At 71.1% G+C, this 15,112-nt stretch carries 11 protein-coding genes and 5 pseudogenes; 6 read left to right on the forward strand and 10 right to left on the reverse strand.

Annotation, left to right across the window (positions count from 1 at the left end):
- Nucleotides 1-131: 131 nt before the first annotated feature.
- Nucleotides 132-614 (forward strand): annotated as a pseudogene (locus ACWD1U_RS36000) (transposase); the annotation flags it as partial.
- Between the two features lie 159 nt (nucleotides 615-773).
- Here the strand turns inward: ACWD1U_RS36000 and ACWD1U_RS36005 are convergent.
- On the reverse strand, nucleotides 774-2,150 hold the full coding sequence (locus tag ACWD1U_RS36005) for a glycoside hydrolase family 43 protein (protein WP_451113581.1): 1,377 nt from the start codon (nucleotides 2,148-2,150) through the stop codon (nucleotides 774-776).
- Nucleotides 2,151-2,399: 249 nt separating this feature from the next.
- Here ACWD1U_RS36005 and ACWD1U_RS36010 point away from each other — a divergent pair.
- A pseudogene (locus tag ACWD1U_RS36010) lies at nucleotides 2,400-2,814 on the forward strand (hypothetical protein); the annotation flags it as partial.
- Between the two features lie 114 nt (nucleotides 2,815-2,928).
- Here the strand turns inward: ACWD1U_RS36010 and ACWD1U_RS36015 are convergent.
- The gene (locus tag ACWD1U_RS36015) at nucleotides 2,929-3,192 is read right to left on the reverse strand and encodes a hypothetical protein (protein ID WP_451113591.1); all 264 of its coding nucleotides are present in this window, start codon (nucleotides 3,190-3,192) and stop codon (nucleotides 2,929-2,931) included.
- A 623-nt stretch (nucleotides 3,193-3,815) separates the two neighbouring features.
- Here ACWD1U_RS36015 and ACWD1U_RS36020 point away from each other — a divergent pair.
- Nucleotides 3,816-5,015 carry a Rieske 2Fe-2S domain-containing protein gene (locus tag ACWD1U_RS36020; RefSeq protein ID WP_451113582.1) on the forward strand — a complete coding sequence of 400 codons (1,200 nt, stop codon included), beginning with the start codon at nucleotides 3,816-3,818 and terminating at the stop codon, nucleotides 5,013-5,015.
- A 6-nt stretch (nucleotides 5,016-5,021) separates the two neighbouring features.
- Here ACWD1U_RS36020 and ACWD1U_RS36025 read toward each other — a convergent pair whose 3' ends face one another.
- On the reverse strand, nucleotides 5,022-5,861 hold the full coding sequence (locus tag ACWD1U_RS36025) for an alpha/beta fold hydrolase (RefSeq protein WP_451113583.1): 840 nt from the start codon (nucleotides 5,859-5,861) through the stop codon (nucleotides 5,022-5,024).
- 64 nt (nucleotides 5,862-5,925) lie between these two features.
- On the opposite strand from ACWD1U_RS36025, the gene ACWD1U_RS36030 reads away from it, so the two are divergent.
- A complete protein-coding gene (locus tag ACWD1U_RS36030) occupies nucleotides 5,926-6,405 on the forward strand; it encodes a MarR family transcriptional regulator (RefSeq protein ID WP_451113584.1) in 480 nt (159 codons plus the stop codon).
- A 121-nt stretch (nucleotides 6,406-6,526) separates the two neighbouring features.
- On the opposite strand, the gene ACWD1U_RS36035 is transcribed toward ACWD1U_RS36030, so the two are convergent.
- The 3 genes from ACWD1U_RS36035 to ACWD1U_RS36045 all read right to left on the reverse strand — a co-directional run bounded on the left by ACWD1U_RS36035 (nucleotide 6,527) and on the right by ACWD1U_RS36045 (nucleotide 8,854).
- Nucleotides 6,527-6,835: a hypothetical protein gene (locus tag ACWD1U_RS36035; protein WP_451113585.1), complete on the reverse strand. Its 309-nt coding sequence runs from the start codon at nucleotides 6,833-6,835 to the stop codon at nucleotides 6,527-6,529.
- Nucleotides 6,836-6,840: 5 nt separating this feature from the next.
- On the reverse strand, nucleotides 6,841-7,245 hold the full coding sequence (locus tag ACWD1U_RS36040; RefSeq protein WP_451113586.1) for an SRPBCC family protein: 405 nt from the start codon (nucleotides 7,243-7,245) through the stop codon (nucleotides 6,841-6,843).
- A 112-nt stretch (nucleotides 7,246-7,357) separates the two neighbouring features.
- Nucleotides 7,358-8,854, reverse strand: a complete 1,497-nt coding sequence (locus ACWD1U_RS36045) for an MFS transporter (protein WP_451113587.1) — start codon at nucleotides 8,852-8,854, stop codon at nucleotides 7,358-7,360.
- Nucleotides 8,855-9,084: 230 nt separating this feature from the next.
- Between ACWD1U_RS36045 and ACWD1U_RS36050 the strand changes: the two genes are divergently transcribed.
- The gene (locus tag ACWD1U_RS36050; RefSeq protein WP_451113588.1) at nucleotides 9,085-10,596 is read left to right on the forward strand and encodes an MFS transporter; all 1,512 of its coding nucleotides are present in this window, start codon (nucleotides 9,085-9,087) and stop codon (nucleotides 10,594-10,596) included.
- A gap of 159 nt (nucleotides 10,597-10,755) precedes the next feature.
- Here the strand turns inward: ACWD1U_RS36050 and ACWD1U_RS36055 are convergent, their stop codons facing one another.
- The 4 genes and pseudogenes from ACWD1U_RS36055 to ACWD1U_RS36070 form a co-directional block, all read right to left on the reverse strand.
- Nucleotides 10,756-12,570 carry an ABC transporter ATP-binding protein gene (locus ACWD1U_RS36055; protein WP_451113589.1) on the reverse strand — a complete coding sequence of 605 codons (1,815 nt, stop codon included), beginning with the start codon at nucleotides 12,568-12,570 and terminating at the stop codon, nucleotides 10,756-10,758.
- A gap of 221 nt (nucleotides 12,571-12,791) precedes the next feature.
- Nucleotides 12,792-13,400, reverse strand: a pseudogene (locus ACWD1U_RS36060) (PAS domain-containing protein); the annotation flags it as partial.
- On the reverse strand, nucleotides 13,400-14,203 hold the full coding sequence (locus ACWD1U_RS36065) for an alpha/beta fold hydrolase (protein ID WP_451113590.1): 804 nt from the start codon (nucleotides 14,201-14,203) through the stop codon (nucleotides 13,400-13,402). The pseudogene ACWD1U_RS36060 and the gene ACWD1U_RS36065, both read right to left, overlap by 1 nt.
- Nucleotides 14,204-14,455: 252 nt before the next feature.
- A pseudogene (locus ACWD1U_RS36070) lies at nucleotides 14,456-14,578 on the reverse strand (maleylpyruvate isomerase N-terminal domain-containing protein); the annotation flags it as partial.
- A 196-nt stretch (nucleotides 14,579-14,774) separates the two neighbouring features.
- Between ACWD1U_RS36070 and ACWD1U_RS36075 the strand changes: the two are divergent.
- Nucleotides 14,775-15,112: pseudogene (locus ACWD1U_RS36075) on the forward strand (amidinotransferase); the annotation flags it as partial.

Consider the following 15,112-nt stretch of genomic DNA (forward strand, 5'->3'; position numbering starts at 1 on the left):
TTGACGATCACAATGGAAAAGCGATGAATAATGAATACTCGAACGACATACGGGGAGTAAGAAGCCATCTTATGAAGAGTAAGAATCCAGAAGTCATCCGCTTGCCGATCAGCGAGCTTGTCTGGTGACCGACCTGCAAACACGGCTTCGGCTACCACCCGCTGCTGTGCTTCCTCGACAACACCGGCGAGGCCCTGGCCGGCCTGCTGCGGCCCGGTAACGCTGCGGCCGACACCGCCGCCGACCACATCGCCGTCCTTGATGCCGCGCTTGCCCAGCTTCCGGACGCCCACCGGCACGGCACCGACATCCTCATCCGCGCCGACGGCGCCGGATCCGCCAAGACGTTCCTGTCCCACATCCGTGCCCTTCGCTCGCGCCGGATACACGCCTCCTTCTCTGTCGGATGGTCCATAACCGAACCGGTCCGCCGCGCGATACGCCAGCTGCCCCAGCAGGTCTTACTGCTGGAGGTCCGCCACCGTGCGCACGCCCGGGTCGAGGACCGCATCCGCTGCGGCAAGACCACCGGATTCGGCCGGTTCCCCTCCCGCCACTTCGCTGTCGATGCCGCCCGGCTGGAGTTGTCCCTGGCAGCCATCGACCTGCTCGCAAGGGACACGGTTCGGTGAGGTGAAGGGGTGACGGGGCTCCGCTGCCTGCTCCGGAGCTGCCGGCCGTGCCTCTGAAGGCGCGGGGGAGGGTGCGCTGACCCGCGAGCACGCGGGCGGTCGGGGAAGTGGCTCCGTCGACGCGGCCGGCCCGTCTCCGGCTCAGTAGCCGACGCGGAACGTCGCGTCCTGCCGGTCGGTCGTCGTGGAGACCGGGTCGATGCGCAGGGCGTAGTCGGAGTGGCGGATGTAACGGGTCGGGTTGTTGTGCGAGCGGAAGGACGACCAGTTCGCGTCCGCCAGGCCCGCCGTGCGGTGGAAGGTCGCGTCCGCGGCGAACGTCGACGTGCCGTCGTTGACGTCGAGGCGGAGCTCGTAGTTGTAGTGCCGCAGGTAACGGGTCGGGTAGTTGACGGACCGGAAGGAGACCCCGGAGCTGTCGGCGAGCCCGGGGACCAGGGTCCACAGGGAGTCCTTGTACGGCTCGACCGGGTATACGTCGATGCGGCCCGCGTAGTTGGAGTGGCGCACGTAACGGTCCGGGTAGTTGTAGGACTTGAGCCGGTTCCAGGCCGGCGCGCCCCACTTCGCGAGCAGGTTGTCGTACTCGGCCCCGGTGATCGTCGCGATGCCGCAGTGCTTGGAGTTGACCGGCTGGGTGTAGGCCCTCTGGTCGAGCGCCGTCCAGGTGCCGGAGGCGAGATTGCCGGACTGCCAGGCGTAGAAGACGCCGTTGGGCGTGTAGGTGTCGCCCCACAGCCACCAGGTGCTCGACGTCAGCGACTTCACCAGCGTGGGCGCCTCGGTGCCGCCGTGCGCCACGCCCGTGCTGAACTCGGTGAAGCTGCCCGGGTTCAGGGACGTGGATCTGGCCCCCACCAGTGTCTGGTTCTTCTTGAAGTAGAGGTAGTTGTAGCCGTTCACGCCCACGGCCATGTCCCCGTCGATGACGTCGTAGCCGGGGTCGAAGAAGACCTGCGGGGCGGAGGCGGTCACGAAGTCGGTCGTGTAGTTGACCATGATCACGTTGTGGCCGCTGGAGTTGACCGAGGAGTAGATCACCGCGTACTGCCGCCGGCCGGCGTCCCAGAACGCTTCGGGGGCCCAGCTGTGGGTGGTCATGTCGTGCAGCTTCAGCCGCCGGTAGCCGGTGAAGGTGCGCAGGTCGGCCGAGTCCCAGACGTGGATGTACTGGCTGTTGTAGCTCCAGTCGGTGCCCTTGAGGTCGGTGGCGAGGACGACGAACGTGCCGTCCTGCTTGCGCATCAGGAACGGGTCCCGCAGCCCGAGCGCCCCCGCGGTCGGGGTGACGAGGGGGTTGTTCTGATTGAGCGGGGTCCAGTTGAGCCCGTCGGCGCTGACGGCGAGGTGCAGCCCGTAGTCGGTGCCGTCCCCGAGCTTGGTCGACTCGGTGAAGTAGACCATCGCGTACGCCGAGTCGGCGGCGTGCGCGGTGCCGGTGCCGAGGGTCAGGGCGAGCGGCACGGCGGCGGTCATGCCCAGGAGGCCGCGGCGGGACAGGTGGGGGTTTGCGCTCATCTTGTGCTCCAGGGAGGCGTGCGGGGGACGTGGAGGTGGCGCGGGCGTGAGGGGGCGTGCGGTGCTAAACCGTCGGTATATCGAACGAAGTTCGGGAAATCGATCAGAAGGTAGGGCCTGGCCAGGGGTGCGTCAATCGTCCTGACACGCCTTTGTGATTCCTGTGCCGACCGGACGGGAGGTGACGTGCCCGTCACCCGCTCTTCTCGGGCCGCACTCCGTACGCGTGGCCCTGCGTCCGCCGCTCGCCTGCGCGAACTCGCCCGCCTCCAGGCCCAGCGGCAGGGCCCCGACGGTCTGGACGACGCCTCCGCCTTCCTCGCCGACGCCGGCCGGATCGCCGACGAGGTCCGCGCCGCCGGTCACGAGGCCCACGGCCGCTCCCTGGACACGGCCCTGGCCTGCGAACACGGGCGGCGCCCGCGCCGCCGGTCACGAGGCCCACGGCCGCTCCCTGGACACGGCCCTGGCCTGCGAACACGGGCGGGTCAACGCCTACGCCGGCGCGTACGAGGACGCCCTGGCCGCCCTGGACAAGGCGCTCGCCCTGCTCGGCGAGCCGACGGTGGTCCGGGTGACGGTCGCGCAGTTCCGAGTGGCCCTCGCACGCGGAGCTGCGGCAGACGCGGTGGTCGATTCATCCGCTCCAGAACTCGAACGCCTCGCCGGACCGCGGGTGGCGCGGATGGGCGAAGTGCGTACGTCCATCGTCATCGCCGGGAAACAAGCGCACAGGATGTGGGGTCAAGGCCCCTGGCGCACAGTCGGTTTCCCTGTCCTACTTCCGGTCGACGAGGGGAGTGAACTCATCGACGTAGATCTTCGGTACCTGCGGAACCGGACCCATGTCTGCCGAGCCGATCACCGCGTCATCCCGCCCGGTTCTTCCCGGAGGGACGTCCTGAAGCCAGAACCGGTTGTACGCGGTCCAGCCCTTACCGTCAGCGATGCTGATCTGGACCGAGTACGTCGCCTTTCGCTGGTAGGTATTGGCTACCTCGATCTCGGTACGCACACCGCTGCTCTCCGGTGTGGCACGCACGATCAGGTCTCCGTACTCCAGTACACGCGTACGGCCTTCGGAGTGCACCGAAGCCACAGGCGACGGACGCACCCGCGGACTGCTCTGCTCCGCGCTCGGGGTCGTCGGCCGCTGTGACGCGGGCGCCCTGTCAGCGGCGCCGGCCGTACACCCGGTGGCCAGCGCACACGCCGCCATCAGACACAGTGCCCGGGCCATGCGCGGCCCGGGCCCCACTGCACCAGCCCTCACCGGGCGCAAGCCGCCGTCTGCTCGCGCGCCGTGGCGAGGATGCCTCTCATCGCATCTCCATCGATAGATCATTTGTGCGGAGAGGACCCTCGCACCGACGTGGATGTCACAGCCATGCTTTTTGCGTGATCGAAACCTGCGTGAGGAAGAACCTTGACCTGCCCGCGCGGCTCCTTCCGGCAGGAGTCGGCGCCCTCGCGCCGGGTGGGCCGCGCCATCAGCGAGCGTTCAGGGGGCCTCACCCGTCCGCACGCGCTGGGCAGGGCGTGGCCGTGGGGCGGCGGTCAGGATGGAGCGTGCCCGGGGGCTCGCATCGGTGGCTCGACGCCGTCCGGTGGGGCGCGCGGCTGTCGCTGCCCGTGAAGGTGGACGTGGACGTGCGAGGGAGAGGTATGACCGACACCGACGAGGCCGGGGCCTTCCCTGCCGGGGCCGGAAGCAGTCGGCCCTCGCCGCATCGTGACGCGAGGCCCGGCGTGGTCGACCTCCGGCGGGTCGGGGCCAACCCGGACCACTGGTACCCGGTCGCCCTGTCCCGGAGCGTGCGGAGCGGGCGGGCGTTCGCGACGGCGTTCGCCGGTGAGCGCATCGCGCTCTTCCGCGGGGCCGGCGGCACGGTGTACGCCCTGGAGGACCGGTGCGCCCACCGGCAGGTGCCGCTGAGCATGGGTGTCGTGGAGGGCGAGACCCTCCGCTGCCGCTACCACGCGTGGGCCTATCGCGGCGACGGCCGCATCTCGCAGATCCCGTACCTGTCCAAGGGCGACGGCCGGCCGCCGCGCGGCGTGCGCGGCTATCCCGTCCGTGAGGCGTACGGCCTGGTGTTCGTGTTCCCCGGCGACCCCGACAAGGCGGCCGCCACCCCGCTGCCCCACCTGCCGGCCTTCGGCTCACCGCGGTACCGGACCATGACGTACTCGCGGACCGTGCGCTGCCACTACTCGTTCATGCACGAGAACCTGCTCGACATGAACCACCAGTTCCTGCACCGAGGCGTCGTCGGCAGGCTGCACCCCGAACTGCTCGACCACCGGGCCGACGAGCGGTCGGTGGAGGCCAGGTACCTGTTCACCCACGCCGGGGGCAAGCGGAACCGCGGAGCCAGCCTGCTCGCCGCCGAGGGCATCAACGGCAGCGACTCCAGCGACGTCATGACCATCCGCACCGAGTACCCGTACCAGACCCTCGACCTGGTCCCGGAGAACGCCGAGCGGCCCGCCTTCCGCCTCTGGGCCGCGTACGTGCCCGAGGACGCCGAGCAGCGCATGAGCCACACCTACGGCCTGCTCATGATCGAGAAGCCCCGGATCCCCGGCGCCCTTCACCTGGCCCGGCCGTTCATCCGGCGGTTCACCGAGCGCGTGTTCGCCGAGGACCGCATGGCCGTCGAGGCCGAGCAGCGGGCTTGGGACGAGCAGGGCGAGGACCGCAACCACGAGGTGTTCTCCCTGATCCTGGACGTCCGTGAGGTGCTGCGCAGCAACGGCGTCCCGATTCGGCCCCGGGCCGCCGTGTGCGGCTCGGCCTCGGTGTGCGACGGCCAGGAGCGGCGCCCGGCGCCCGTGACCGGCATCGCCGACCCCGCGTCCTGAGTCTCCTCAGGCCAGGAACTCCGTCAGCAGGCGGTTGAGTTCGGCGGGCCGTTCGGTCGGAATGGAGTGGTGGGAGGCGCCGGGCAGGGTGGCGACGCTCGCCCCGGGCAGGAGTCGGCGGGCGGTGGCCGCCACACGTCGTACGTCGTGGACACGGCTGTGCTCGGCCAGGAGCACCAGGGCCGGGACGGTGCACCCCCGCACGTCCCCTGCCCTGGGGCGGCGCGTCGCGACGACCTTCGACCGCCGGGCGCCGGCGGTGCTGCCCAGGAAGGCCTGCCACGCCGGATCCTCGGGGTCGCGCCCGGTCTCCCACCGGTGGAAGGCGCGCACCCGCTCGGCGGTGGGCCGCAGCAGCATCGGCAGCGCGTGCGCGAGGTAGCGCGGGCTCATGCCGGCGAAGCAGCCGGTCGGGTCGAGCAGGGCGAGCCTGCCCAGCCGGTGGGGTGCGTGCAGGGCGTAGTTCAGGGCGATCCAGGCACCGTAGGAGTGACCGCACAGGTGCGCCCCGTCCAGCTTCATCTCGTCGAAGAGGGCGTCGAGCCATGCCATCAGGTCGGCGGTGCCCCGCAGGGGCGCCCCGTCGTGCACGCTGCGGCCGATGTCGCCCATCAGGTCGACGGCATGCACCCGATGAGCGGCGGACAGGGCGCCGACGTTGCCGAACCAGGCCACGGAGGTCGTACCGCCGCCGGGCAGCAGGACGAGCGGAGCGCCGTCCGCATGGCCGCTGATGTGGACCCGGGTGCTGCCGTAGGGGGAGGGCACGTCCACGCTCCGCACCTCGACGGGCCATTCGCGCAGGACGGCGTCGTACGCCGCGAGGAAGGCTGCCTCGGCACCCATGTCTCCGCCTCACATGACTCGGTGAGCGATAATCTCGCTCAGCGAGATATTAGGGGAGTGAAGCATGGACGACCAGGACCCGGGTCTTCAACTGGTCCATCTGCTGCGAGCCGTGACGATGGAACTGGACCTGTTCGCAGCCGAGTTCGCGGGTCGCAACGGCCTGCATCCCACGGACGTACGCGCGTTGATCCACCTGCTGGACGCCGGCCGGGCGGGAACCCCAGCCACCCCGGGGTGGCTGGGCGCGCAGTTGGGCGTGAATTCGGCGTCGACCACCGCCCTGGTGGACCGGCTGGAGCGGCTGGGACTCGTGCGCCGCGAACGGGACACACGGGACCGTCGGCGCGTGCTGCTGCTCGTGCGGGACGAGGCCGTCAGGCTGGGTTGGTCGTTCTTCGGACCGCTGATCCACGAGATGGTCGGCTCGATGCGGGACTTCGACGAGAGGGAGTTGGCTGCCGTACGGCGGTTCCTGCTGGTCATGCGTGAGGCCGCGGCCGCGGGGCGGCGGGTGCAGCGGGACGGGACCACGGGGGAGTGAGCGAACGAGCGCCGCCGCGCGGGCCCCCGACGGCGACCGCCGTGCGGCTTCCCCGCGTCGTCGGCCGAGCCGCCGGCCGGAGGCCGGCTCAGTCGGCCGAGCCGTCGGCCGGAGGGGGGGCTCAGGGCCGGGGATTCGTGCGCCGCCACCGCGGCCGTGCGTCGTGGCCCCGGCGGCCCGCCACCGAGGCGCAGCGCGGGCACTGGCGCCGTACCCGGTCCGCCGCTCCACCCGACTCCGGAAACGTGTCCGGCCAGCTGACATGGGGGAAGCGCAGCAGCCGGGAGCGGCTCAGGGAGAGGCCGCAGACGGTTTCGTTCCGGCCCGGTTCCCAGGCGTGCACCTCGCCGGAGGGAAGACGGCGTCGGCCCTCCTCCTCGTCGGTCCACTGCCCGGACGCCGCGACGGCGAACTGCTGGGTGCGTGCCATGGGCGTCAGCCCGCCTCGTGGTCGACGCGCAGCCGCACCTGCTCCTCCAGGCGCTCGAGACCCGTCTCCAGGGCGGCGCCGAAGGCATGTTCACCGGGATCGCGGCTGTCGTCGAAGAACGACAGGTACATCGTCACCTCACCGGCCCCGCCGTCGAGGCCGGCGACCTGGAACCGGCCCGCGTAGCCGCCCTGGTCACGGGTGCCCCATTCGAGCGGCGTCCGGGCGCGCAGCAGGGTGGAGGTGCCCTCGCCGGTGCGGTCCTCGTGCACCGTGACGGCGGGCAACTCCTCCGCATCCACGTGCGGGGCTTCCGGCAGCCGGCCGTCCAGCCGGCCCGCGTTCGCGGCCTGGTCGAAGACGTGCTCGGGCTGTGCGGGCATCGTGCGGGAACGTTCGTACTCGGTCATCGCCGCACCGGCCTCCTCTCGGGGACACACCGCGCACCGCGTTCCCGGCCGGCCCGGACCCAACCGTCGCGGCGGCCCCGCCCGCTCGATGCGGGCGGGGCCTGCGCGCCGGTCAGAACCTGGGCTGGGGCGACTGCGCCTGCACGAGTTCCGCGGCCTCCTCCTCCGTCTCGACGGACGGCGGGGAGCCGGCCAGGGGCTTTTTCGCCGTCTCCCGCATGCACAGCACCGCGATGACACCGATGGCCGCGGCGCCCGTGGCGTAGTACGCCGGCATGAGGGTCGAATCGAAGGCGCTGATCAGAGCCGTGATCACCAGCGGAGTCGTGCCGCCGAAGATCGAGGTGGCCAGGTTGTAGGCGACCGAGAGGGACCCGTACCGCACCTGGGTGGGGAATATCGCCGGGAGCGCCGCCGACATCGTGCCGAGCATCATCACCAGCGAGATCCCCATGAGCAGCAGGCCCAGGGCGATGAGGACGACACTGCCCTGCCGGATCAGCAGGAAGGACGGCAGCGAGAGGAAGAGGAAGCCGAGCATCCCCGCCATCAGCAACGGCTTGCGCCCGAAGCGGTCCGACAGCCGCCCGACCTGGTTGATGACGCACATCTGCAGCACCATCACGAGGAGCAGGATCAGCAGCCCGTGGTTGGTCTCGTAGCCCAGCTCGTCGGACAGGTAGGTCGGCATGTACGACAGCAGCATGTAGTCGGTGATGTTGTACGCCGCGACCAGCGCCAGGCACAGCAGCAGCGGCCGCCAGTACCGGGTGAAGATCTTGCCGAGGTCGGCGACGGCCGAGGTCTCCACGGCATCGGCGGCCTCGCTCGCCTTGACCTGGCCGCCCTCCAGCTTCTGGAACGCGGGTGTCTCGTCCAGCTTCAGCCGCAGGTAGAGGCCGATCAGTCCGAGCGGGGCCGCGACCAGGAAGGGGACGCGCCAGCCCCACGCCAGCATCTGGTCGTCGCTGAGGACGGTCTGGAGGACGACGACGAGGCCGGAGGCCGCGACGTAGCCGGCGAGCGTGCCCAGCTCCAGGAAGCTGCCGAAGAAGCCGCGCCGCTTGTCGGGCGCGTACTCGGCGATGAAGGTCGAGGCACCCCCGTACTCCCCGCCGGTCGAGAAGCCCTGCACCAGCCGGAAGAAGATCAGCAGGGCCGGGGCCCACAGGCCGATGACGGCGTGCGAGGGGACCAGCCCGATGGCGAAGGTGCCCACCGCCATCATGATCATGGTGAGGGAGAGGATGCGCTTGCGGCCGACCTTGTCACCGAGCGGCCCGAAGACCATGCCGCCGAGCGGTCGCACGAGGAAGGCCACCGCGAACGTCGCGAAGGAGCCGAGCAACTGGGCGGTGTCGTTGCCCGACGGGAAGAAGACCCTCCCGATGGTCGACGCCAGATAGCTGTAGATGCCGAAGTCGTACCACTCCATCGCGTTGCCGAGGGCGGCAGCCTTCGTGGCGCGCTTGACCGCCGCCTCGTCGGTCACGGTGATGTCGCTGCGGCGCAGCTTCGGGTTGCGGCGCTTCTCGACCGCCCGGAACAGCACCCGGTGTCGTCTCACCGCCGCGGGATCCACCGACTCGTCGTTGTCGGTCGCCGCCATTACGTCGTTCCTTTCGCCGGTCGTCTTCCCAAGCACAACGCCTGCACAGATCTCGAGCGATCAAACGACCTCCTTCGCGCGGCGCACGGTCGACTACGCACCGTGTCGCACGGGCGCTCAGGGTGAGACGACCGGTCCCGGTCCCGAGGCGATCCGCGGTCGGGTGTGTGCTCGTGCCCCGGTCGGGGAACCTGTTCCGCCCGGGTGCGTACCCGGTGAGAGGAGCCCGAGTGACAGCGTCAGCGGAGGGCGGGAAGCAGGGCGCACGGGAGGCCGGGTACGAGCCGGAGCCGAACCGATGGCGTGCCCTGTGGGTCACCCTGGTGGCCGGCTTCATGAGCCTGCTGGACGTGTCGATCGTGGCGGTCGCCCTGCCCACCATCCAGCAGGAGCTGCACGCCTCCGCCGCTCAGGTGCAGTGGGTGGTGTCGGGCTACGCACTCTCCTTCGCCCTCGCCCTGGTCACCGCCGGCCGCCTCGGCGACGCACTGGACCGGCGCCGCATCTTCCTGTTGGCCCTCAGTGGCTTCGTGCTCTTCAGCGCGGCCTGCGGGGCGGCCCCCAGCGTCACGCTGCTGGTGGCGGCCCGCATCGCCCAGGGTCTTGCCGCCGGCTTCATGGCCCCGCAGAACTCCGCGCTCATCCAGCAGATGTTCCGCGGCGCCGAACGCGGCCGCGCCTTCGGGTTCTTCGGTGCCACCGTCGGGATCTCCTCCGCGGCCGGCCCCCTCGCAGGCGGCCTGATCCTCGCGCTGGCCGACGGCCCCCAGGGCTGGCGGTGGATCTTCTACGTCAACGTCCCCATCGGCGTTCTCGCCGTGCTCCTCGGCCGCCGGCTGCTGCCCCGCACCCGGCGTTCCGGCCGCGGCCACGTGGATCTGCCCGGCGTCCTGCTGCTCGGCCTCGGCGTCCTCGCGCTCATGTATCCGCTGGTGCAGGCGGAGGCCGGCGGACTGACCCGCCTGTGGTGGCTGTTCCTCGTCGGGGCCGCGCTCCTCGTGGGCTTCACCCGGTGGCAGCGCCGCCTCCTGGCTCGCGGCACCCAGCCGCTGCTCGATCCGCGCCTGTTCACCACCGTGCGCGGCTACGCCGTCGGTGCCGGCGTCGGCACGCTGTACTTCATCGGCTTCAGCGGCGTCTGGCTGGTCTTCGCCCTCTTCTACCAGCACGGGCTCGGCTTCTCCCCGCTCCGGTCCGCCCTCGCCGTGACGCCCTTCGCCGTCGGCTCGGCCTGCGCGGCCGCGGTCTCCGGCCGGTTGGTGGACCGGCTCGGCCGCCTGCTCACCGTGGGCGGCCTCACGGGTGTGATCCTCGGCCTGGGCGGCACAGCGCTGCTGCTGCGCTTCGCCCCTCTGGACATCGCGCCCTGGCTCGCCGTCCCGGCCCTGTTCCTCGGTGGCGTCGGCGGCGGGTGCGTGATCTCGCCCAACATCACCATGACGCTGCGCGACGTGCCCGTGCACATGGCCGGGGCCGCGGGCGGCGCACTGCAGACCGGGCAGCGGCTCGGCGCCGCGGTGGGCACCGCCGCCCTGCCCGGACTCTTCTACCTGGTGCTCGGCAACCAGGACGACGACTACCGCGGTGCCCTCTTCCTCGCACTGGTCGCCGGCATCGCCGGTATGGCGGCGTCCCTGGCCCTGGCGGCGTTCGACTGGCGGCGCGAGCGGCGGACGCGGGATCCGCACCGCGAGTGCCCGGACGATGTCGCCAACAGCCCGGTGCACGCCCGGCAGCCCTGATCGTCAGGCGCTCCCGGGTGCCGGTGAGGCGTCCCCCGGCCCACCGCGGGGTGCGCCGATCGGGAAGGCCGCCATGAACGCCAGGAGCACACCGCGAGCGGACCCCGGACCGTCGGGATCGCCCAGAGCGGCCAGCCCGGCACCCCGCCCGTGCCGGCGCTACGTCACCTCGGCCCGCCCAGCCGTGTCGTCGAGGAAGCCGCCCGACTGGTGCTGCCACAGCTTCGCGTACGCGCCGCCGAGGGTGAGCAACTCCTGGTGCGTGCCCTGCTCGACGATCCGCCCGCGGTCGAGGACGACGAGCTGGTCCATGCCGGCGACCGTGCTCAGCCGGTGCGCCACCACGAGCGCGGTCCGCCCGTCCATCAGCCGCCACAGTGCCTCCTGGACGAGCAGTTCGCTCTCGGAGTCCAGGGCGCTGGTCGCCTCGTCGAGCAACAGGATCGGCGCGTCGCGCAGGATCGCCCGGGCGAGCGCGACGCGCTGGCGCTGACCACCGGACAGCTTGACGCCCCGCTCGCCCACCAGGGTGTCGAAGCCCTCCGGCAACGCGTCGGCGAACTCCGTGACGTGGGCCGCCTCGGCCGCTCGGCGGATCTCGGCGTCGGTGGCGTCCGGCCGCGCGAACGCGATGTTCTCCCGCAGGGTGCGGTGGAACATCGCCGGGTCCTGCGGCACATAGGCGATCTGACCGCGCAAATCGGCCTGGCGCAGCCGGCTGATGTCCTGGCCGCCGACCAGGATGCGGCCGCCGTCGATGTCCGTCATCCGTAACAGCAGCCGGGTCAGCGAGGTCTTGCCGCCCCCGGACCGGCCGACGAGGCCGATCTTGGCCCCGCCGGGCACGGCCAGGTCGAGTCCTTCGAACAGGGGTCGGCCGCCACGGTGGGCGAAGGTCACCTTCTCGAAGCGGATGTCGGCGGCCCGCGGCCGCAGCGGCTCGGGTGCCGGCGGGTCGAGCACCGTCGACGGCGTCAGAAGCAGTTCGGTGAACTGCGCGGCCTCCGTCATCGAGCTCTCCAGCCGACGGTAGATCTGGTTGAACTCGAACATGATCCGGGTCGCGTTGCTGTAGTAGGCGAAGGCGACCACGACCGCCTCCACGCCGTGCGCGCCCCCGCCGAGCGTGACCGCCAGCAGCAGGCCCATCGCGTTGGTGAGCACCGACATCGGCGCGACCAGCGTGTCGATGCGCAGATTGCCGTAGTCCCATGACCGGATGGTGAGCCGGCGCGAGCGTGCGACCCGGGAGCGGTGCTCGGCGGCTTCGCGCTCCTCGGCGGCGAACGCCCGCACGGTGTCCATGTTCATCAGACTGTCGGCGACATGGCCCGCCACCCGGGCGATCGCCTCCTCACGCTGGTCGACGAGCGCCTGCCGGCGCCGGATGAGCGGCACGACCAGCACCGCCGTCAGCGCGATCATCACCAGCAGACCGACGACGAGCAGTGGTTCGTAGCGCCACAGCACCACCGCTCCGAACACCAGCGGCACGAAGCTGCCCACGATCTGGAACGTCAGCGTGTCGACGAACTGCTCGAAGCGGGCGGCGAAGCTGAGGACGCGCTTGGTCAGGGAACCGGCGAAGTTGTCGTGGAAGAACGCGGCGTCCTTGGCGAACAGCTCGTCCATCCCGATCACGTACAGGTGCTCGATGCCGATGGCGTCGAGACGGTTGAGGCAGTGCAGCGCGATACGCCAGAACGCCTCCGCGAGCAGCAGGACACCGGCGAAGCCGAGGACGTACGGCAGTGTCGAGTCGACCGTGACGTCCCGGTCGCCGGCGAGGTCGCCGACGAGCTTGGCGACGATCAGCGGCGCGATGTAGTTGAGTCCGATGTTGCCCAGCGCCATGAGCAGCATGGCGGGAGCCGTCCACCGGCGCAGCCGGGACAACTCCCTTCCGTAGTAGCGAAGTGCGAGGAGTACCGAGCGCTTGCCCGGCTGAACCCTGCGTGTTTCCGGCGTTTCCATCCCACCCCTGTGTCGTTCAGTGGCCGCCCGCCACGCGCGGGTGCGGGCAGGGGCCGTCGCCGCAACGGATGTGTGGAGTTTCGGGTCGAGTCCGGAAGTGTCCCGCGCCCGCGACCACGCAGTCCAAGCGTTTTCCGGCCGGGCGGTGGTGTGCGGGGGAGCGCCAAGAAGTGCGGCGGCGGACTCGGGGGCGGCCAGGAGCCGCACGGCCCTCGACGTCACTCCAGGCCCGGTATGGCGGGCAGCGAGTCCGGCACGAGGGACTTCTGCAGGACGGCGAGCGCGTCGGCCAGCCGGGCCCGGTCGGCCTCGGCCTGCCGCCGGGCCTCGTCCGCCTCGGCACGTGCCCGTTCGGCCTCCCGGCGGCGGCGCAGGAGTTCCTCTTCGTAGGCGCGGCGGTCGGAGGCGTCGAAGACGGTGATGCGGATGAGCAGGGGCTTGCCCTCGGTCCCGTGTCTGACGACGGCGGAGACCAGCACCGGCAGCCTTCCACCGCCCGCGCGCCCCATCTCCAGGGCGGTGCCGCGCAGCTCGCCCTGCATGCGCAGCAGGGGCGCGAAGTGCGTCTCGTGTTACAGCTTCCCGCCGACGGTCAGCAGGTCCGGGAAACGCTTGCGGCCCACCACGGCCGCACGTTCCAGGCCGAGCCAGTCCAGCAGCGTGGTGTTGATCTTGGCGATGGTGCCGTCCATCATCGTGGACAGGTAGCCGCACGGAGCGGACTCGTAGAGGTCCTCCGCACTGTCCTCCAGCAGCGCGGTGAAAGCGGCGTCCGTGCTCGCCTCGTCCCCCGTCCCGGCGGATTCCGGCACGCCGCTCGCGCGGCACATCACGTGAGCGACTCCAGGAAGCCGAGGATCGCCCTCGTGGTGGCCACCGGCGCGCTCAGCTGTGGGCAGTGCCCCGTCGCGTCGAGCGTGACCAGGCGGGAGGACGGGATCGCCGCGTGCACGTACGCGCCGACCTCGCGGGGCGCGATGGCGTCCTGCTCACACTCCAGTACCAGGGTCGGCACGGAGACGCCCTTCAGGTCCTCACGGCTGTCGGTCAGGAAGGTCGTACGGGCGAAGACGTGGGCGATGTCGGGGTCGGTGGCGCAGAAGCTGTTGGTCAGCTCCTGGCCCAGCTCGGGCCGCTCCGGGTTGCCCATGATCACCGGGGCCATCGCGGACGACCAGCCGAGGTAGTTCGCCTCCAGGGAGTCGAGCAGCTCGTCGATGTCCTCGGTGCTGAAGCCGCCGCGGTAGCCCTCGTCGTCGATGTAGCAGGGCGAGGGCGTCACCATCACGAGCGCCCCGATCCGCTCCGGCGCGGACTGCGCCGCCAGCACCCCCACCATGGCACTGACCGAGTGCCCCACGAACACCGCCTGGCGCAGGTCCAGCTCCTCGCAGACCTCGACGACGTCGGCCGCGTAACCGTGCAGCGAGGAGTACCGCTCCTCGCTCCACGCCGACAGGTCCGAGCCGCCGGAGCCGACGTAGTCGAACAGCACGACCCGGTAGCGCTCCGCCAGGGCCGGCACCACCAGGCGCCACATGTTCTGGGCGCAGCCGAAACCGTGGGCCAGCAGCAGCACCGGGGCGTCGCCGCGGCCGATGACGTTCACGTTGTTCCTGCGGCGGATGTCCATGCCGACCATGCTCCCACCCCGTTCGATCCGGTTCGACGCCGGGCCGGGAAGCGGCTGTCCGCGGCCGCGGCTCCCGGGTGGCGGCTCTGTGACGTGATCGTGCCCGGCGGAGGGCGGACCTCTTCCATTCTCCCCGCTGAGCCTCGCCCCGGCTCGGCTGGCGTCCGGCACCTCGTCCGATCAGCCCTAATACAGCGGGAACCTCGCCGCCGGCTCGCCGACTTCCGCCTGCTCCGCCTCGGTCGGCGCCCGCTCGTGAGCGGCGGCCAGCCGGACCGTCAGCGCGTCGAGCGGGTCGTCCCGCACCAGCCGGCCCGTACAGCCCGACGGCCGCCCGAAGTCCTCGTCGGAGAGATCGGCCACCGCCGCGCGCAACGCCGTCCAGGTGCGTCAGAAGACATCCACCTCGGCAACGTAGTGCGGTGCCGTGAGAGTGGACAAGCGCAGCCGGGCACTCGGTCAGCCCCCGATGGGCGTCGCGACTGTTGACGTGGACGGCCCCGGCAGGCCACGGTGAGTAACCCGCCGAATACGGCGCATCACCGAAGCTCGCGATCCGGAGGTGGTGAGCATGGCCGTCTTGGAGCCCGAGGTACCGACCGCGGCCGGCCAGGGCGTGGAGCGTCCGGCGGCCACCGGCGAGCCGGCGGAGCGGATCGTCCCGCCGGTCGGTTCGCACACAGAGTGGGATCCGCTGGAGGAGATCATCGTCGGGCGTCTGGAAGGCGCGACGATCCCCACCGACCACGCGGTGGTCACCTGCAACGTGCCGCCGTGGGCCGGGCGGCTGCAGGGGCTCGCGGCGGGCTTCCGCTATCCGCGTGTGCTGATCGAGCGGGCGCAGCAGGAGATCGACGGTTTCGTGGCCCTGCTGGAGTCCCTCGGCGTCACGGTCCGGCGCCCGGAGGC

It is taken from the genome of Streptomyces sp. NPDC002788, from assembly GCF_053592115.1.